A 16,421-nucleotide genomic window follows, 5' to 3' on the forward strand; every position below is an offset into this window, starting at 1 on the left:
TGCACTTTTGATAAAAACAAACCCCTGTTTTATAAATCGGTGATACGAGTGCTGAGACACTTTGTATTTTTGCCACCATTCATCGAACGATGGCAAAAATGGAAAGGTTTCAATTGCCCCGTCCTTCTACCTTAGCAAGGTAAGGTTCTCGCAAGCCCGACAAGTACCGGGACGTGCAATCTCCATAAAAAAATTAACGGGGTTTGACGGCAATGAAAACACGCAAAATTGGATTGGCAAATTATCTTGCCTACGGCTCCGGGGATTTTCTCGGTGCCGGGACGACGGCTCTGACCGCCGCCTGGTTGCTCTACTTTTATACGACCTTCTGTGGCCTCTCACCGATTGAAGCGACGTTTATCTTTGCGATGGCCAGGGTGCTGGATGCCGTTGTCAGTCCGCTGATGGGCTTCCTGACGGATAACTTCGGTTCGACATGGCTTGGTAAGCGTTTTGGTCGCCGTAAGTTTTTTATATTGCTCGGTATCCCATTAGTCTTCAGCTACAGCTTTATGTGGGTAGGGGAGATGAGTTACTGGTATTACCTGGTAACCTATCTTATTTTTGACGTGGTCTACACCATGATTCTGGTGCCGTATGAAACACTGGTCCCGGAAATGACCGATGACTTCAAACAGAAAACCAAATTCTCCGGCGCGCGTATTTCCATGGCGCAACTTTCCGCAATTCTTGCTGCATTCCTGCCGGGTATTTTGTTAAACCACTTCGGTAAAGACAACGCAATTTCCTTCTTCTATTCAAGCCTGGTATTCGCCACCATCTGCGCCATCGTGCTGACATTTGTCTGGTTCTTCACCTGGGAACGCCCTCGTTCAGACTGGACAGAAGCCGCACTGCGAGCAGAAGAAGAGAAGAAAACACTGACATTTGCCCAAAGCATGAAGCGCCTGAATGTCGAGTTGACCTCCACTTTGCGCGTTAAGATCTTCCGCCAACACTTGGGCATGTATCTGGGCGGTTATATCGCGCAGGACGTGTTCAACGCCGTGTTTACCTATTATGTGGTATTCGTGCTGATGCAAAGCGCAAGCATGGCTTCCAGCTTGCTCGGCACTATGGCGATTCTGCAATTTATCGCGGTTATCGGCATGATTCCACTGTGTATCAAATATGGCCCGGCTCCGTCCTACCGTATGGTTGTGGTGATCTTTGGCCTGAGTTCTATCTCTTATGCGTTGTTGTATTACGCGGGATTAAGCGATGTCTTCTCACTGCTGATGTTGGTTTCTGCTATCGCTGGCTTGGGCCGTGGCGGCATCAACTATGTGCCGTGGAATACCTACACCTATATTGCTGATGTTGATGAAGTGATTACCGGTCAGCGTCGTGAAGGGATCTTTGCCGGGATCATGACTCTGACGCGTAAAGCATCTCAGGCAGGGGCTGTGATGCTGGTGGGTATCGTGATGCAGCTTTCTGGTTTTGTTTCCGGGCAAACCACACAGCCACCTGCGGTTAGCCACACTATTCTGATGATTTTAAGCTTCGGTACAGTTGCGGTACTGGCGTGCGGTTTCTTAGTTTCTCTGCGCTTTAAACTCAATTTACAAACTCACAGCGTATTACGTGAAGAGACGGCGAAGATGCGTGTTGCGGGCCGTCCGGTTCCGGAAGCAACCACACCACAAGCTCGCGCCACAGTCGAAATGCTGGCTGGTATGCCTTACGACACGCTTTGGGGCAACAACAATATTGGTTATCTCAACCGTAATAAACCTGCGGCTCCATCATTGAAAGAGGCTGCCGCAATGCGTTCGAATACATCATCACAGAGGTTAAGTTAATGATTATTTATCCCGTCAAACACAGCGCTTTACTGTGCCAGCCGGAGCATTTTATTGCCCGGGATGAGCTGAAAACCCTGATCCACAAGGTGACGGATAATCTGATTAATATTAAGGATGAAACGGGCCAATTCTTGCTGCGACTGGATGACGGAAGAGTCATTGATACCAAAGGTTGGGCTGGTTGGGAGTGGACGCATGGCGTCGGTTTGTACGGCATGTATCAATATTATCGCCAGACCGGTGATAAGAAGATGTGCGAAATTATTGATAGCTGGTTTGCCGACCGTTTCGCAGAAGGCGCGACCACCAAAAACGTCAATACCATGGCACCGTTCCTGACGCTGGCTTACCGCTACGAAGAGACGCGAGATCCATCTTACTTACCCTGGCTTGAAAGCTGGGCTGAGTGGGCAATGTATGAAATGCCACGTACCGAACATGGTGGCATGCAGCACATTACGCTTGCGGAAGAGAACCATCAGCAGATGTGGGACGACACGCTGATGATGACCGTATTACCGTTGGCAAAAATTGGCAAATTGCTAAATCGCCCGGAATATGTGGAAGAAGCGACCTACCAGTTCTTACTGCATGTACAGAACCTGATGGACCGGGAAACCGGGCTGTGGTTCCACGGCTGGAACTATGAAGGCAACCATAACTTTGCGCAGGCGCGTTGGGCGCGTGGTAACAGTTGGTTGACGATAGTTATTCCAGACTTCCTTGAGCTGGTGGATTTACCTGAGAACAACGCGGTGCGTCGCTATCTGGTACAAGTACTGGAAAATCAAGTTGCCGCGTTGGCAAAATGCCAGGACGACAGTGGTTTATGGCACACGCTGCTCGACGATCCGCACTCTTACCTGGAAGCATCCGCGACAGCCGGTTTTGCCTACGGCATTCTGAAAGGTATTCGTAAGCGCTATATCGGCAAAGAGTATGCAGAAGTAGCGGAAAAGGCGATGAAAGGTATCGTCAAAAATATCTCGGCAGAAGGGGAGTTGTTGCAGGTTTCGTTTGGTACCGGAATGGGCAGCAATCTGGATTTTTATCGCCAAATCCCTCTCACCTCAATGCCGTACGGACAGGCGATGGCGATACTTTGTCTGGGCGAGTATCTGCGAATTTATTTGTAAGCACTCACAACAGGCCTGGGGAACCGGGCCTGCAAATTACTACTAAATCAAACCTACGGGCAAACCCCATAAAGTTCCTCCAATTTAATAATAAATAAATGGCGTAATGTGTGACGCAATTCATTATGCTGCCGCTGTCGATAAGCCCTTCACTGGTTTTTACCCTCCTTAACGATTATGCGAATGGCGAAGCGGAGCTTCTCTTTCGACCCCTCTTTTCTTGTTGATCCCTACTCTGGATTAATAAACAAACGATGACCGGCGTTCTCCGTTTCGTGCCGTCATCAGGATAATTTGATGTCTATTTCCCCGTTAGCCCGGGTTGCCAGTAATAGTATTGTGGAACCGGGTGTGGTGCTCGGTGCGCATGTAAGTATTGGCCCGTTTTGTGTTATTTCCGCAGGTGTAGTGATAGGCGAAGGAACTGTTGTTGGCGCTTACTCGGTGATTAATGGCCTGACAACAATCGGCTGTAACAATACTTTTGGCGAGTTTTCATCCATAGGCGATGCGAATCAGGATCTTAAATATGCCGGTGAACCCACGACGGTCGTTATTGGTGACCGGAATCAGATTGGCAAAAATGCCACTATTCATCGTGGAACGGTTCAGGGGCTTAGCACCACTATCATCGGTAATGACAATCGCTTTTTGAGTTGTGTCCATGTTGGTCATGATTGTGTGGTCGGTAATGGCACATTAATAGGTGATAACAGTGGGCTTGCCGGGCACGTTGAGCTAGATGATGATGCGCAGATAGGCTTTATGTGTGCTATCCATCAATTTTGCATATTGGCGAGTGGGGTTAAGATCCTCGACCAATCAGCAGTGGTTCAGGATGTGCCGCCGTTTGTGACGGCGGGTGGAAACCGCGCTGTGCCGCTGGGTATCAACGCAAGTTCGAAAGCGTTTCAGGCGTTAGAGCTAGAACAGCAGGATTTGATTCATACATTGTATGAGCGGTTTTACAACCAGGCGCTGGCGATAGAAGAAGTGAAGAGGTCTTTGAAAATACTGGAAAGTGATTTCCCGGTGATTGGCCTTTATGATCGGTTTTTTGCGCGGTCAGCGCGGGGAATTGTTCGCTAACAAGTACCCGTCATACTTCAAGTTGCAGGTGTGTTGGCTGCTTTCGTTCACCCGAATCACTTACTAGTGTAAGCTCATCGGGATTCTCTCAATTGCCGCCTTCCTGCAACTCGAATTATTTAGGGTACTGAAATTAGGAACTTACATACGTTCTACGGTTTCGATACCCAAGGTATCCAGACCCAGCTTCAGCGTTTTCGCGGTTAACAGAGCCAGTTTCAGGCGGCTGTTACGCGCTTCTTCGGAGTCAGCAGCCAGAATCGGGCAATGCTCGTAGAAGCCAGAGAACAGGCCTGCCACGTCATATAAGTAAGTACACATCACGTGCGGTGTACCATCACGCGCAACCACATTCAGCGTTTCTTCAAATTGCAGCAGGCGTGCAGCCAACTGTGCTTCGCGATCTTCACGAATCACTACTGGCGCTTTGAGCAGTTCAGCTTCATCAATCTCAGCTTTGCGGAACACGGACAGCACGCGAGTGTATGCATATTGCATATACGGTGCAGTGTTGCCCTCGAAGGCCAACATGTTGTCCCAGTCAAAGATGTAATCGGTGGTGCGGCTTTTCGACAGGTCTGCGTATTTCACTGCGCCAATACCGACGGATTTCGCTAACGCTTCCAGTTCATCCGCAGGCATGTTCGGGTTTTTCTCTGCCACCAGATTACGCGCACGTTCCATGGCTTCGTCGAGCAGATCGGTCAGTTTTACCGTGCCGCCAGAACGGGTTTTGAACGGCTTGCCGTCTTTGCCCAGCATCATGCCGAACATCTGGTGCTCCAGGGTGACAGATTCTGGAACGTAACCGGCTTTACGCACGATGGTCCATGCTTGCATCAGGTGTTGATGCTGGCGGGAGTCGATAAAGTAAAGCACGCGGTCTGCATGCAGGGTTTCATAGCGATATTTCGCACAAGCAATATCGGTGGTGGTGTAGAGATAGCCGCCATCTTTTTTCTGGATGATAACGCCCATTGGGTCGCCGTCTTTGTTCTTGAACTCATCCAGGTAGACTACGGTTGCGCCTTCGCTCTCGACCGCAAGACCTTTCGCCTTGAGATCTGCCACGATGCCCGGCAGCATTGGGTTATAAAGACTTTCACCCATTACGTCGTCACGGGTCAGCGTCACGTTAAGGCGATCGTAGGTTTGCTGGTTCTGCGTCATGGTGATATCGACCAGCTTACGCCACATTTCACGGCAGTATTCGTCGCCGCCTTGCAGTTTTACGACGTATGCGCGAGCACGTTCCGCAAATTCTGCGTCTTCATCGTAGTGTTTCTTTGCTGCGCGATAGAACTCTTCCAGGTCGGCCAGCGCCATTTCACCCGCGTTTTCTTGTTGCTGCTTTTCAAGATACGCGATCAGCATCCCGAACTGTGTGCCCCAGTCACCCACGTGGTTGGCACGGATAACTTTATGGCCAAGGAATTCCAGCGTACGCACCGCAGCATCACCAATGATAGTGGAGCGGATATGGCCGACGTGCATCTCTTTCGCCACGTTTGGTGCGGAATAATCGACCACGATGGTTTGTGGTGCAACGGTATTCACGCCTACACGGTCAGAAGCAACAGCTTCATCGACATTTTTTGCCAGGAATGCTGGGTCGAGGAAAATGTTGATAAAGCCTGGGCCGGCGATTTCAACTTTGCTGGCAATTCCGGTCAAATCCAGATTGGCAATCACCAACTCTGCGACTTGTCGTGGTGGCTTGCCCAGTGATTTTGCAACTGACATCACGCCATTGGCCTGATAGTCGCCGAACTGAACTTTTGCTGATTGACGAACCTGCGGTTCGCAATCCGCAGGTGCACCTGCGGCAATCAGTGCCTGACTGACTTTATCTGAGAGAAGAGCCTGAATATTCACCGGGATACCTTACTTTTTGCTAAGGGCTGCCGTGACTTTTACAGCAGCCGTATCATTGGGGATAAAATTAGGGCGTAAGTATAACTGTATTTACCCCCTTAGTCAGCAAAAGCCTTGCCCGGTGCGCCCTGGACTAATATCAACGGTATAGTGAATAACCATTCAGAAATATAGCCTCGTTTCGGGTGTTGGTGATATCTGCCTAAATTGGTAGATTAGCCCGCATTCGTGACTTGAGAGGATAGGGTGATGGCCAACTGGCAGACAATTGCAGAATTGAATGATATTTCAGCGGATCTCCCGCGATTTACACAAGCGTTAACAGAACTTGCCGCGCGGCTTGATCTTGAAATCGCACCACTCGACGCCGATCACATTTCTCTGCGTTGCCATCAGAATACGACGGCGGAACGCTGGCGTGCAGGCCTGGAAAAGTGCGGCACATTGCTGTCGGAAAATATCATTAATGAGCGCCCAATTTGCCTGTTCAAATTAGACGACCCCGTTTGTGTGGCACACTGGGAATTTAGCGTGGTTGAACTGCCGTGGCCGGGTGAGAAACGCTATCCGCACGAAGGTTGGGAGCATGTAGAAATTGTGCTGCCGGGGGAGTCTGAAACGCTAAATGTACGAGCGCTGGATTTAATGTCTGACGCGGGTTTACGCCAGACCGGAATTTCAGTGAAAACCAGTTCGCCTAAAGGCGAACGCGAGCGCTTGCCAAACCCAACACTTGCAGTGACCGACGGCAAAGTCACCATCAAATTCCATCCATGGAGTATTGAAGAGATCGTTGCCAGCGAACTAGCAGACTGATCTCACGGCTGCTTCCATGCGTTTAATGGCTTCATTAAGCGTTGCTGAGGTGCAGCCAAAGTTAATTCTCACGAATTTCGCTTCGCCAAAATCAGCCCCAGGAGAAAAACCTAATCCGGCTTTCTGGAAGAAGAGCGTCGGGTTTTCTACCGGCAGAGCGCTTGCATCCACCCATCCGAGGTAAGTGGCGGGTGGTGATGCCATCGTAAGAGCTGGCATATTATTCACGGCACTCACCAACGTGTTGCGATTGCGACGCAGATAAGGAAGTAACTCTTGCAACCACGGCTCACCATCGCGCCACGCTGCGGTGGCGGCTGTCAGCGCCAGCACATCCACACTCGGTACAATCCCATCGCGAACTGTATTAAATTGCTTACGCAATTGCGGGTCAGGGATTATCGCAAGTGATGCGCCAAGCCCGGCAATATTGAAGGTTTTCGAAGGTGAAAGCAGCGTGATAGAACGCTGTTCTGCGTCGTGGCTCAGTGTCGCGAAAGGGATGTGTTTAGCACCTGGATCAAGCAGCAAATCACAATGAATTTCATCAGAACAGACGATCATGTCGTGGCGTTGGGCGAATGCCAGGTGCTGTTGTAATTCCTCACGCGTATAGATGGTGCCGCCTGGGTTTTGTGGGTTGCACAACATCAGCAATTTTTCTTTGCCGGTTAGCTGAGATTCCAGCGCCTGCAAATCCATAACCCAGCGGCCATTTTCAAGGAGCAGTGGCGCGTTGAGTTGTGAGCGATTGGCAAATGCAGATGATTTTCGGAATGGAGGGTAAATAGGTGTTGGCGCAATGGTAGTTTCATCGGCGGCCGTAAAGGCGCGAACACTCAAATTCAGGCCCGCGACAATGCCCGGTAAAAAGACGATCCACTCTGGTTTAATCTGCCACTGGTAGCGGCTGGACATTCTTTCAACGACAATATCCACTAATTCTTGCGGCCGGTTACCGTAACCAAAAACTCCGTGTTCTACGCGTTTATGAAGGGCTTCGAGAATACAAGGTGGTGAGCGAAAATCCATATCTGCCACCCACATAGGTAACACTTCATCACCATATTTATTCCACTTCGAACTGTCGCTGTGACGGCGGTCGATGCCTTCATCAAAATTGAATGCCATCATGATTAGCTATTACCTTTTTGTGATCGTGTTTTCACATTATCATTTTGTGTCATTGACACAACCGCCAGGCTAAAGATTTTAAGGAGTAATCAATGCCTTTGCTTGAGATATGTTGTTATGGAATTGACTGTGCAGTCACTGCGCAACTTGCCGGAGCGGACAGGCTTGAATTATGTTCAGCCCCCAAAGAGGGTGGTTTGACCCCTTCTGCTGGGGTGCTGCGTAAAGTGAAAGAACGAGTTTCGATACCTGTGCATCCAATTATTCGCCCACGCGGTGGTGATTTTTGTTACACCGATGCCGAATTCGAGACCATGATTGAAGATATCGCTTTCGTACGCGAGCTCGGTTATCCGGGGCTGGTGATCGGTATGTTAGATGGGGAAGGGCATGTTGATGTATCTCGCATGAAGCGAGTCATGGAGCAGGCTAAAGGTATGGCAGTGACTTTCCACCGAGCGTTTGATATGTGCCATAACCCCCACCAGGCGTTGGAACAGCTCACCGATTTAGGGGTGGCGCGCATCCTGACTTCAGGCCAACAGCAGAATGCAGAATTAGGACTTTCATTACTTAGGGAACTAAAACAGCATTCCCGTGCTCCAATCATTATGGCCGGTGCTGGTGTGCGATTGAGCAACTTGAAAAAGTTTGTCGATCAAGGCATTGACGAAATGCACAGTTCAGCCGGGCAGACCGTGCCATCACCGATGCGTTACCGTAAAGCGGGTGTGTCGATGAGCGCTGATGCGGAAGCTGATGAGTTTAATCGTTACTGCGTTGATGGTGATGTAGTGGCAGCAATGAAAGCCGTGTTGGTTGCAGGGAAGACTGCAGCCTGACACTTAAAGATTTTAACCGCGCATCATGTCGCCCATGTGATGTTGCTCGTACCAGGCCCCGGCGTTTTGCTGGGGCTTTTTTTATCCATATTAATAAGTTACGATTTTATCGAGTGCTGTATAGGCGCTTAGTTATCCTTCTGAAATAAATACGGTTTCCGATTTAATCAACGCGCCTTGTTAGCCTCAACCCTTCCCAAAAGCCTGTTAATTCCTCTGCTAGACTTTAGTGTAATAAATAGTCATTCATTGCTGAGGAGTAACGGAAATGGCGCTATCCAACAAAGAGTCATCTGGAAAGATTACGGCCAGGGATCACTTACGTTTCCATCGTGCTCACCAGCATTTAATGCCAACGTTTGGGGAAAGTTGGTTTGCATTAAAAGCCGAAGCCTTTGCCAGGTTTTTTGGTACGCCTTTCTTCCTGGGCGCTCAAACTATCATCGTTTTAGTTTGGATAGTTCTCAACGTGACGGGTGTGAGCCACTTTGATCTCTATCCCTTTATTTTGCTGAACCTGGCATTCAGTCTGCAGGCCGCTTATGCGGCACCACTCATTTTGCTGGCCCAAACACGCCAGGCGGAGAGGGATAAAGCGCACGGGGAAGCCGATGCATTGCACCGTGAAGACTTAGCTCAGGCTAATGAAAAACGATTAAAATTTGCGGCCGAACAAGCCGAACAGATGATTAAATTGATTGAGATGAATACTGAGCTGACTAACGTGACTAAGCAGCTAACAGAACGTATCGAAATCATCACAGATCAACTGCATAAGCAATTAATTAAATAGAAATACGGTTAACCCTTTCCTGTGGCTGTGAGCCGTTTGCGGGCTTTTAGTTTCCCTTGGCCCAGGATCAGTTCTGCAAAAATTCACCATAATTTCTTCATATTTACATGGCACAATGCCAATTCTATCCTGCCTACCTCATGTGGTAAAATTGTTAACCACATATTTCGAAATTGCTACATTGTACAAAGCGTTACATACGGATACCAATCACTCAATGAATAGAGTAGTTCATTTCTTTATTATTAAAATCCATTTAAAAATATTGATTGAATAATATTTTCTATTTTTATTTAGTGTCGACAAAGTTGTGTTTATTATGAAAATAAATAAAGCTATTTTATTGCATGTTTCCATGGCGATCCTTGCTGCTTTGGTCTTAACCCTGCCGCCATTTATTAATAGCTTACAACCTGCGCTAAAATTTCAACCACTCATTAAAACAATGGAAGGCACGCGCAAAATTCAGTCTGAGAAAATGGCGACCATTTCGCATGCTTTAAATGGTAATGCGATATTTTTCCTCGGGGCATCTGAAGTTTCAACCTCTGAAGATGAGCATTTTGCGGTCTATAATTTCTTCAATACAAAACTGCATCAACCGACCGTTGCCTACGGTGACAGCTTTGTCGATAACATGACGCAGCTTGCTTTGTTGACGCGCTTTAAACAAGAACTGTCGCCAAAAACGAAACTGGTGTTGTTATTGTCACCTGATAGTTTCTTTTTTGATGGCATTCCACCGACAATTTTCGCTGATCATTTCCCTGACTCGGTATTTAAACCATTGATGTCGGATGCAACAATGCATCCCATCTTGACCCACTATTTAACCCATATCGACCCGCAAGATGTTGACCATTTGACGTTTAGCCAGATGCGCATTTTTGGCTGGCATTACAAAATTGTCTGGCGTGAAATTAAATATCAATTCTCATCATTCTGTGAATTGATCAGGAATTATTTCCTGTCATTTTCCCATTTTGGTCAATCGAATATGCAGCCGTGGCCTGCCCCCCGCGATAACTGGTCGAATATTGACTGGAACGCTGAATTGCAGTTGGCCCAGAAACTGAATCGTTCTCGTCATGAAAGTGCGGCCACGTTATGGATGGATAAAGACATATTTGCAGACGATAAAACGGTAGAGGAGTGGTATACCGCGCCTCCATCGCATCCAGAACAACAGGCGTTTACAGCTATGATAAAGCTGCTGCACGAGCGTCAGGTCAATGTAGTCGTGATTATCGATCCGCTCAACTCGTGGGCTTTAAAGAATACTGAAAAATTCCAGCCGACCGACCGCTTCATCCAACAGACACTGAAAAAATATGATATTCCATATTTTGATATGTACGACCAAATATATCAACCGGGATGGAATTGGGACCGTCTTCATCCAACCGAATTAGCATGGGTCGCAATGGACCGTTATATTGCAGAGGCATTTAACAAATGAAAAAAGCGATTCGACTCTTTTTCCTCTATTTCTTTTTGATGATCACCATTATTGCCTGGTCATCAATTGATAACAGTATGAATTTGAAGCTGCATTTTGAATATCAGCAGTTTTAAGGAATAAGAGAATGTACACAAGCGCACCTTTCTTTGCTGTGTTATTTGCGAGCTCACTCATTTTTACAGTAGCTAATCGCTTGTTGGGTAATCGCCTGACTTATGCATCGCTATTTTCTGCTTTTGCGCTGTTTGCCGTATGGGGATATGTCTTCAAAAGCCAGATCACTATTCCCATTTTAATGTTTGGCTATTTGTATACCATCGCCACATTAAAAGACAAAACATGGCTTAAAACCTGGCAATCAGTCATCTTGAGTTTGCTACCACTGATACTGGTAAAACTGCATTTAAATAACCACTGGGGCATGCTCGGGTTGTCATTTATGACCTTCAGAGCGATAGATGTTTTACTCTATCGCAACAAGAAAGACTCCCGTGATTTCTTCCAGTATTTTAGCTATCTCTTTTTACCTTTCATTATTTTGGCGGGGCCGATGTACCGCTGGCGTAGTTGGGTACAGGATATTTCTAAACCCAATTTTCGCCTCACGACTGCGGTGTTTTTGCAGTCAATGGAGCAAATATTCTATGGCATCGTGCAGAAGTTTCTGTTTGCTATGCTGATTGATAATTTCATTATCAGCCACTGGAGTCATCGTCCAGTTACTATGACGGTTTGGGTGGTGATGTCGCTTTCCTATAGCTTTTATCTTTATTTCGATTTTGCCGGCTACAGCAATATGGCGATTGGCGCAGGACGTTTGTTCGGGCTCAATCTCCCCGCCAACTTTAACCTGCCGTTACTGGCAAAGAATCCGCAGGATTTCTGGCGCAGGTTTCATATTAGCCTGTCAGAGTGGCTTCGTGATGTGGTCTTTATGCCGATTTATATGAATCTGATGAAGATCGATTTTTTCAGAAATCATAAGGTCACGGCACAAAATATCGGTATTTTCTGCACTCTGTTTTGTATGGGGGCCTGGAATGGGCTGGAGCTTAATTATGTTGTCAGTGGTGCATTGTTCGGCAGTATTTCCGTTATCCACAATATGATTCTTTGGCTTGCAAAGCATAGCCCACGAATGACCAGCTGGTTACAAAAACCACTGATTGTCCTGACGGGGCGGTTTTTAACCTTAGCAAGTGCGGCAGTCTCTCTTTATATTTTTAGTGGAATGTCTCCAGTATGATTAATAATTCTGATTTACAACAACTCAATGATTATCTGCAGGCGGTTTTACTTGAACCACAAAACAGTCACCAATTAGCGATCACTGGCAGTGATAATAGCTTGACCTGGCAGGAGCTTAGTTCAGCTGTAGTTGACTGGAAGATGCGTTTCGCCGGGCTAAATTTAACGCCAAATATACCCATTGTCCTTTATGGTCACCAGCAAGCGGAATTTGCCTGCGCTATTTATAGCTGCCTGCTCAATAACATTCCCTATATCCCGGTGGATAATATCTATCCGGCAGAGCGCCTGAAAGAGATCTGTGAATTAGCTAGTGCGCCTTACTATTATGATGTAAGGCTGCGTTGTTTTGTGGCGACCGGAGTCGAGGCGCAAGAACTGGAACAGCAGGATTTGGCCTACATTATGTTTACCTCAGGCAGTACGGGTAAACCAAAAGGGGTGCAGATTGGCCGTGAAAGTGTATGGAATTTCATGCAGTGGGTGCGCAATGATTTTTCCCTGCCTGAAACCCCGGTGCTGATGAACCATGCGGTATTTAGCTTCGATCTGTCTTTAATTCCACTGTTGGGAAATCTTGCGACTGGCGGGCATATCGTTCTTAACGCAAAAGAGGACATTGCAGCTGAAAACTGGCTGGCGACGTTAAAGCAGAAAAAGGTTTCTGCCTGGGTTTCGACCCCTTCTTTTACCTATCAAAAACTGCTGCTTCCAGAATTTTGTGCTGAATATTTAACTGACCTGAAAGTCTTTATTTTTATCGGTGAAGTTCTCAGTAAAGCACTGGTAAAGCATCTGCGTCGTCTTTTTCCTGAAGCCAAAATACTCAATTCTTATGGCCCAACGGAAGCGACCATTGCCACGACGGTTGTTGAAATCAGCGATGAAATGCTTAAAAGCGAATGTGATCTTCTGCCAATAGGCCAGATGATGCCCCATTCTGAAATGGAAATAACCGCAGATAATGAATTAATTATTTGGGGTAAGAACGTCATGCGTGGCTATCTCGGGTTGGCGAAAGAAAATAGCGAGAAACTGTTATGGAATGAAAGCAAACAGTGGCGTGGCTATAAAACGGGCGATCTGGGTCGTATTAATAAAGAGCATTTATATTGCCAGGGGCGCAACGATAGCCAGATTAAAATGAACGGTTATCGCATTGAAATCCATGAAATCGAAAACCGGCTGTTAGCACTTTCAGGAATTAGCGAAGCGGTTGTGTTACCGCTGACTAAAAAAGATGGGGCTGTTCTACGCCTTGCGGCTTTTTGTTCTTCATCGCTTTCTGAGAAAGAGATCAAAGCTAATCTCACCAAAACATTACCGTCTTATATGGTGCCATCTCAGATTGTCGTCATGGACATATTACCTCTCAACCCTAACGGGAAGATTGACCGCAAACTACTCGATGCACAGGCGCGTACCTGTTAATCATTAAAGGATAAGAAAATGGAACAGAAAATTTTAGCCCTCTTTGAAAACGTGTTGTCACGTAAAGTGGCGTTTAACGATGAGTTGGTTGAGTCCGGTATTCTCGACTCAATCACAGCGGTTGATGTTGTGCTGGAGGTGCAGGCCGAATTTGGTTGTGCCATTCCACCAACAGATGTGGCGACAGTGTTGAAGACACCAGCAACGTTGGCCGCCTGGCTTGAAGAAAACGTCTGAAGACGAGATTCACTACTTTATGGCCCCGGCGTTTTGCTGGGGCTTTTTTTATTTAAATGATTTAAACGTGTTAGGCTCCCTCTAAACAATGGAGGACGGTATGAGTATCACAGATAAAGAGCTTTACGATGAAATGTGTCGTGTTGTTGGAAAGGTGGTGCTTGAGATGCGCGATCTTGGCCAGGAACCTAAACATGTTGTTATTGCGGGTGTTGTCAGAGCCATGTCTGCTAATAGCAAGATTCAGCGTTCTGAATTGACGAGTAGTGCGATGCAAGAAGTCATTCGTGCGCTTGGATTTGAGGCGAAATAAGTAAGGCCACATTCTGTGGCCTTAAGATAATTATGGCTTACGAGCTACAAGAACGGCGCGCAGAGGGGCTGGATAACCTTCGATGGTTTTGTTCGCATCGTTCGGATCAAGGAAGTCGGCCAGTGATTCGGTGGTCAACCAGCTAGTACGACGTTGTTCTTCGCTTGTGGTGTAGCAATGGTCGACAATTTTCACATCAACAAAACCACATTTCTCCAGCCAGTTTTTCAACGCCAAAGCTGATGGGATGTAATAGACGTTGCGCATCTGCGCATAACGCTCGCCTGGCACCAACACCGTATTCTCATCACCTTCCACAACCAGCGTTTCGAGCACCAGTTCGCCATCTTTAGCTAGCTGATTTTTTAGCTGATAAAGATGGTCGAGTGGGGAGCGGCGGTGATAAAGCACGCCCATCGAGAACACGGTATCAAAGATATTGAGTTCAGGAAGCTGTTCGATACCAAGCGGCAGCACATGGGCACGTTGGTCATTACCCAACAGTTTACGCACCGCTTCAAACTGGCAAACAAACAACTGCATCGGGTCGATACCCACCGCGAGGTGTGCACCCGCACCAATCATCCGCCACAGGTGGTAACCGCTACCGCAGCCGACATCCAGAATTGTGCGCCCGGTAAGCGGGGAGATATGCGGTAAAACGCGATCCCATTTCAAGTCTGAGCGCCATTCGGTATCGATGTCTACACCATACAGAGAATATGGCCCTTTGCGCCATGGCATCAGGTTACGCAGTAGTTTTTCAATCCCCAGTCGCTGTCCATCGCTGAGTGGCGTTTCAGACTCAGCGGTGACGCTGTGCAATAAATCCAGACGATACGGCGCAAGTTCTGGCAGGTATTCAACGGTGTTATACCAGTGCTTGAACTGGCCGTGTAGGTTCTCACGCTGCCAGGTGGCAATTTGTGCAGGCAGGGTTTCTAACCACGGAGCCAGCGGGCTTTTCGCGATAAGCTGATAAAAATTACCAAAGTCGATCATGCAGAAGTTCCTGATTTCAGTGCAACTAAAGAGCCAAAGTTAAAGCACTGGAACCATAATTCTGCGTGGTCAAATCCGGCTTGTTTGAGGCGTTTTTTATGTGTTTCGACAGAGTCGGTAAGCATGACGTTTTCCAGCATGCTGCGTTTTTGGCTGATTTCCAGCTCGCTATAGCCGTTCGCACGTTTAAAATCGTGGTGCATATTGAACAGTAATTCGCCGACTTCACCATCTTCAAAACTGAATTTTTCCGACAGCACTAACGCGCCACCTGGGTTCAGACCCTGATAGATTTTTTCCAGCAGCAGTTTGCGGTCATCAGGCTCAAGGAATTGCAGCGTGAAATTCAGCACCACCATCGAGGCATTTTCGATAACGATATCGCGGATATCGCCTTCGATAACATCAACTGGGGTTTGCGCTTTAAACGCGTCAAGATGGCGTCGGCAGCGCTCGACCATAGCAGGGGAATTATCTACCGCGATAATTTTGCAGTTGTCATGCTGGATGTTACGACGCACGGATAACGTTGCCGCGCCAAGCGAACAACCAAGGTCATAGACCTGGCTACCTGGTGCCACAAAGCGCTCCGCCAGCATACCAATCATAGAAATAATGTTGGAGTAGCCAGGCACCGATCGTTGAATCATATCGGGGAACACTTCAGCTACGCGTTCATCAAAGGTCCAGTCACCTAATTTGGCGATCGGGGCGGAAAACAGCGTATCGCGGTCAGACATAACGTTAAATCCGGAAATTCGAAAGGGGCATATTTTGCGTTAATGCAGCGAGAAAACCAACTCCCATGGCATATACCATAGATTAGCCAGCACCATCAGGATTAAAGAGCTCCATGTTGCACTCATACCAGAGCGACGCCAGCGGATTAAGCGATGGTGAAAACCGTATGCATGCATCAGGCGACCAGCAATGAGCAGCAACCCGCAAACATGCACCATCCAGGTTTCGGCGCCGTTCATTTCCATCAGTAATAAAAGCAGCAACGCGACTGGAATATATTCCACCGCATTACCGTGAATTCTAATTGCACTCTGGAGTTCGCTAAAACCACCGTCACCATATGAGACGCGGTACTGCAAACGCATACGAACAACATCAAACGAGAACTTAATTAGCAACAAAGCACCCAACACGGCGTAGAGCGCGCTTACCATACCCACATCCTTTAGAGATAGTTCCAGCACCGCATATGATAGCAGTGCAACCTGTTAACT

The 16,421-nt window shown here is 47.5% G+C and carries 16 protein-coding genes; 11 read left to right on the top strand and 5 right to left on the bottom strand.

Annotated elements, in window-relative coordinates; all coding sequences use genetic code 11:
* The first annotated feature begins 212 nt into the window (after positions 1–212).
* The 3 genes from AC0IXI_RS09780 to lpxA all read left to right on the top strand — a co-directional run bounded on the left by AC0IXI_RS09780 (position 213) and on the right by lpxA (position 4,033).
* A complete protein-coding gene (locus tag AC0IXI_RS09780; RefSeq protein ID WP_064511964.1) occupies positions 213–1,805 on the top strand; it encodes an MFS transporter in 1,593 nt (530 codons plus the stop codon).
* Positions 1,805–2,944 carry a beta-galactosidase BglB gene (gene bglB, locus AC0IXI_RS09785; RefSeq protein ID WP_134186774.1) on the top strand — a complete coding sequence of 380 codons (1,140 nt, stop codon included), beginning with the start codon at positions 1,805–1,807 and terminating at the stop codon, positions 2,942–2,944. Before AC0IXI_RS09780 ends, bglB begins: the two co-directional genes overlap by 1 nt.
* 297 nt (positions 2,945–3,241) lie before the next feature.
* Positions 3,242–4,033 (top strand): acyl-ACP--UDP-N-acetylglucosamine O-acyltransferase, encoded by a 792-nt coding sequence (lpxA, locus tag AC0IXI_RS09790; protein WP_064511962.1) that lies wholly within the window; start codon positions 3,242–3,244, stop codon positions 4,031–4,033.
* A 141-nt stretch (positions 4,034–4,174) separates the two neighbouring features.
* Here lpxA and argS read toward each other — a convergent pair whose 3' ends face one another.
* Positions 4,175–5,908 (bottom strand): arginine--tRNA ligase, encoded by a 1,734-nt coding sequence (gene argS / locus AC0IXI_RS09795; RefSeq protein WP_064511961.1) that lies wholly within the window; start codon positions 5,906–5,908, stop codon positions 4,175–4,177.
* A gap of 249 nt (positions 5,909–6,157) precedes the next feature.
* Between argS and AC0IXI_RS09800 the strand changes: the two genes are divergently transcribed.
* Positions 6,158–6,724 (top strand): VOC family protein, encoded by a 567-nt coding sequence (locus tag AC0IXI_RS09800; protein WP_471682325.1) that lies wholly within the window; start codon positions 6,158–6,160, stop codon positions 6,722–6,724.
* On the opposite strand, the gene AC0IXI_RS09805 is transcribed toward AC0IXI_RS09800, so the two are convergent.
* Positions 6,713–7,855, bottom strand: a complete 1,143-nt coding sequence (locus tag AC0IXI_RS09805; RefSeq protein ID WP_413498832.1) for a MalY/PatB family protein — start codon at positions 7,853–7,855, stop codon at positions 6,713–6,715. The two genes, AC0IXI_RS09800 and AC0IXI_RS09805, sit on opposite strands and share 12 nt — an antisense overlap.
* 95 nt (positions 7,856–7,950) lie before the next feature.
* On the opposite strand from AC0IXI_RS09805, the gene cutC reads away from it, so the two are divergent.
* The 7 genes from cutC to fumD all read left to right on the top strand — a co-directional run bounded on the left by cutC (position 7,951) and on the right by fumD (position 14,184).
* A complete protein-coding gene (gene cutC, locus AC0IXI_RS09810; RefSeq protein WP_471682326.1) occupies positions 7,951–8,700 on the top strand; it encodes a copper homeostasis protein CutC in 750 nt (249 codons plus the stop codon).
* Between the two features lie 268 nt (positions 8,701–8,968).
* Positions 8,969–9,493 carry a DUF1003 domain-containing protein gene (locus AC0IXI_RS09815; protein ID WP_134186782.1) on the top strand — a complete coding sequence of 175 codons (525 nt, stop codon included), beginning with the start codon at positions 8,969–8,971 and terminating at the stop codon, positions 9,491–9,493.
* A gap of 319 nt (positions 9,494–9,812) precedes the next feature.
* Positions 9,813–10,952: a D-alanyl-lipoteichoic acid biosynthesis protein DltD gene (locus tag AC0IXI_RS09820; RefSeq protein WP_064511956.1), complete on the top strand. Its 1,140-nt coding sequence runs from the start codon at positions 9,813–9,815 to the stop codon at positions 10,950–10,952.
* Between the two features lie 127 nt (positions 10,953–11,079).
* Positions 11,080–12,201, top strand: a complete 1,122-nt coding sequence (locus AC0IXI_RS09825) for an MBOAT family O-acyltransferase (RefSeq protein ID WP_424222086.1) — start codon at positions 11,080–11,082, stop codon at positions 12,199–12,201.
* A complete protein-coding gene (locus AC0IXI_RS09830; protein WP_471682327.1) occupies positions 12,198–13,634 on the top strand; it encodes an AMP-binding protein in 1,437 nt (478 codons plus the stop codon). Before AC0IXI_RS09825 ends, AC0IXI_RS09830 begins: the two co-directional genes overlap by 4 nt.
* A gap of 18 nt (positions 13,635–13,652) precedes the next feature.
* Complete coding sequence (locus tag AC0IXI_RS09835; protein WP_134186790.1) at positions 13,653–13,871, top strand: acyl carrier protein; 219 nt, start codon at positions 13,653–13,655, stop codon at positions 13,869–13,871.
* 100 nt (positions 13,872–13,971) lie between these two features.
* Positions 13,972–14,184 carry a fumarate hydratase FumD gene (gene fumD / locus AC0IXI_RS09840; protein ID WP_134186792.1) on the top strand — a complete coding sequence of 71 codons (213 nt, stop codon included), beginning with the start codon at positions 13,972–13,974 and terminating at the stop codon, positions 14,182–14,184.
* Positions 14,185–14,214: 30 nt separating this feature from the next.
* On the opposite strand, the gene cmoB is transcribed toward fumD, so the two are convergent.
* The 3 genes from cmoB to AC0IXI_RS09855 are packed head-to-tail and all read right to left on the bottom strand — an operon-like array spanning position 14,215 to position 16,361.
* Positions 14,215–15,186, bottom strand: a complete 972-nt coding sequence (cmoB, locus tag AC0IXI_RS09845; protein WP_422568134.1) for a tRNA 5-methoxyuridine(34)/uridine 5-oxyacetic acid(34) synthase CmoB — start codon at positions 15,184–15,186, stop codon at positions 14,215–14,217.
* Positions 15,183–15,926 carry a carboxy-S-adenosyl-L-methionine synthase CmoA gene (gene cmoA / locus AC0IXI_RS09850; protein WP_134186796.1) on the bottom strand — a complete coding sequence of 248 codons (744 nt, stop codon included), beginning with the start codon at positions 15,924–15,926 and terminating at the stop codon, positions 15,183–15,185. Before cmoA ends, cmoB begins: the two co-directional genes overlap by 4 nt.
* 39 nt (positions 15,927–15,965) lie before the next feature.
* Entirely contained in the window at positions 15,966–16,361 is a 396-nt protein-coding gene (locus tag AC0IXI_RS09855) for an MAPEG family protein (RefSeq protein WP_064511949.1), read from the bottom strand.
* Between the last annotated feature and the right edge of the window lie 60 nt (positions 16,362–16,421).

It is taken from the genome of Buttiauxella sp. AC038, assembly GCF_979253565.1.

Excerpts from the sequence above, each read along its gene's own strand:
- AC0IXI_RS09780 (WP_064511964.1), top strand. The coding sequence starts at position 213 with ATGAAAACACGCAAAATTGGATTGGCAAATTATCTTGCCTACGGCTCC.
- bglB (WP_134186774.1), top strand. The coding sequence starts at position 1,805 with ATGATTATTTATCCCGTCAAACACAGCGCTTTACTGTGCCAGCCGGAG.
- lpxA (WP_064511962.1), top strand. The coding sequence starts at position 3,242 with ATGTCTATTTCCCCGTTAGCCCGGGTTGCCAGTAATAGTATTGTGGAA.
- AC0IXI_RS09800 (WP_471682325.1), top strand. The coding sequence starts at position 6,158 with ATGGCCAACTGGCAGACAATTGCAGAATTGAATGATATTTCAGCGGAT.
- AC0IXI_RS09805 (WP_413498832.1), bottom strand. The coding sequence starts at position 7,855 with ATGGCATTCAATTTTGATGAAGGCATCGACCGCCGTCACAGCGACAGT.
- cutC (WP_471682326.1), top strand. The coding sequence starts at position 7,951 with ATGCCTTTGCTTGAGATATGTTGTTATGGAATTGACTGTGCAGTCACT.
- AC0IXI_RS09815 (WP_134186782.1), top strand. The coding sequence starts at position 8,969 with ATGGCGCTATCCAACAAAGAGTCATCTGGAAAGATTACGGCCAGGGAT.
- AC0IXI_RS09820 (WP_064511956.1), top strand. The coding sequence starts at position 9,813 with ATGAAAATAAATAAAGCTATTTTATTGCATGTTTCCATGGCGATCCTT.
- AC0IXI_RS09825 (WP_424222086.1), top strand. The coding sequence starts at position 11,080 with ATGTACACAAGCGCACCTTTCTTTGCTGTGTTATTTGCGAGCTCACTC.
- AC0IXI_RS09830 (WP_471682327.1), top strand. The coding sequence starts at position 12,198 with ATGATTAATAATTCTGATTTACAACAACTCAATGATTATCTGCAGGCG.
- AC0IXI_RS09835 (WP_134186790.1), top strand. The coding sequence starts at position 13,653 with ATGGAACAGAAAATTTTAGCCCTCTTTGAAAACGTGTTGTCACGTAAA.
- fumD (WP_134186792.1), top strand. The coding sequence starts at position 13,972 with ATGAGTATCACAGATAAAGAGCTTTACGATGAAATGTGTCGTGTTGTT.
- cmoB (WP_422568134.1), bottom strand. The coding sequence starts at position 15,186 with ATGATCGACTTTGGTAATTTTTATCAGCTTATCGCGAAAAGCCCGCTG.
- cmoA (WP_134186796.1), bottom strand. The coding sequence starts at position 15,926 with ATGTCTGACCGCGATACGCTGTTTTCCGCCCCGATCGCCAAATTAGGT.
- AC0IXI_RS09855 (WP_064511949.1), bottom strand. The coding sequence starts at position 16,361 with ATGGTAAGCGCGCTCTACGCCGTGTTGGGTGCTTTGTTGCTAATTAAG.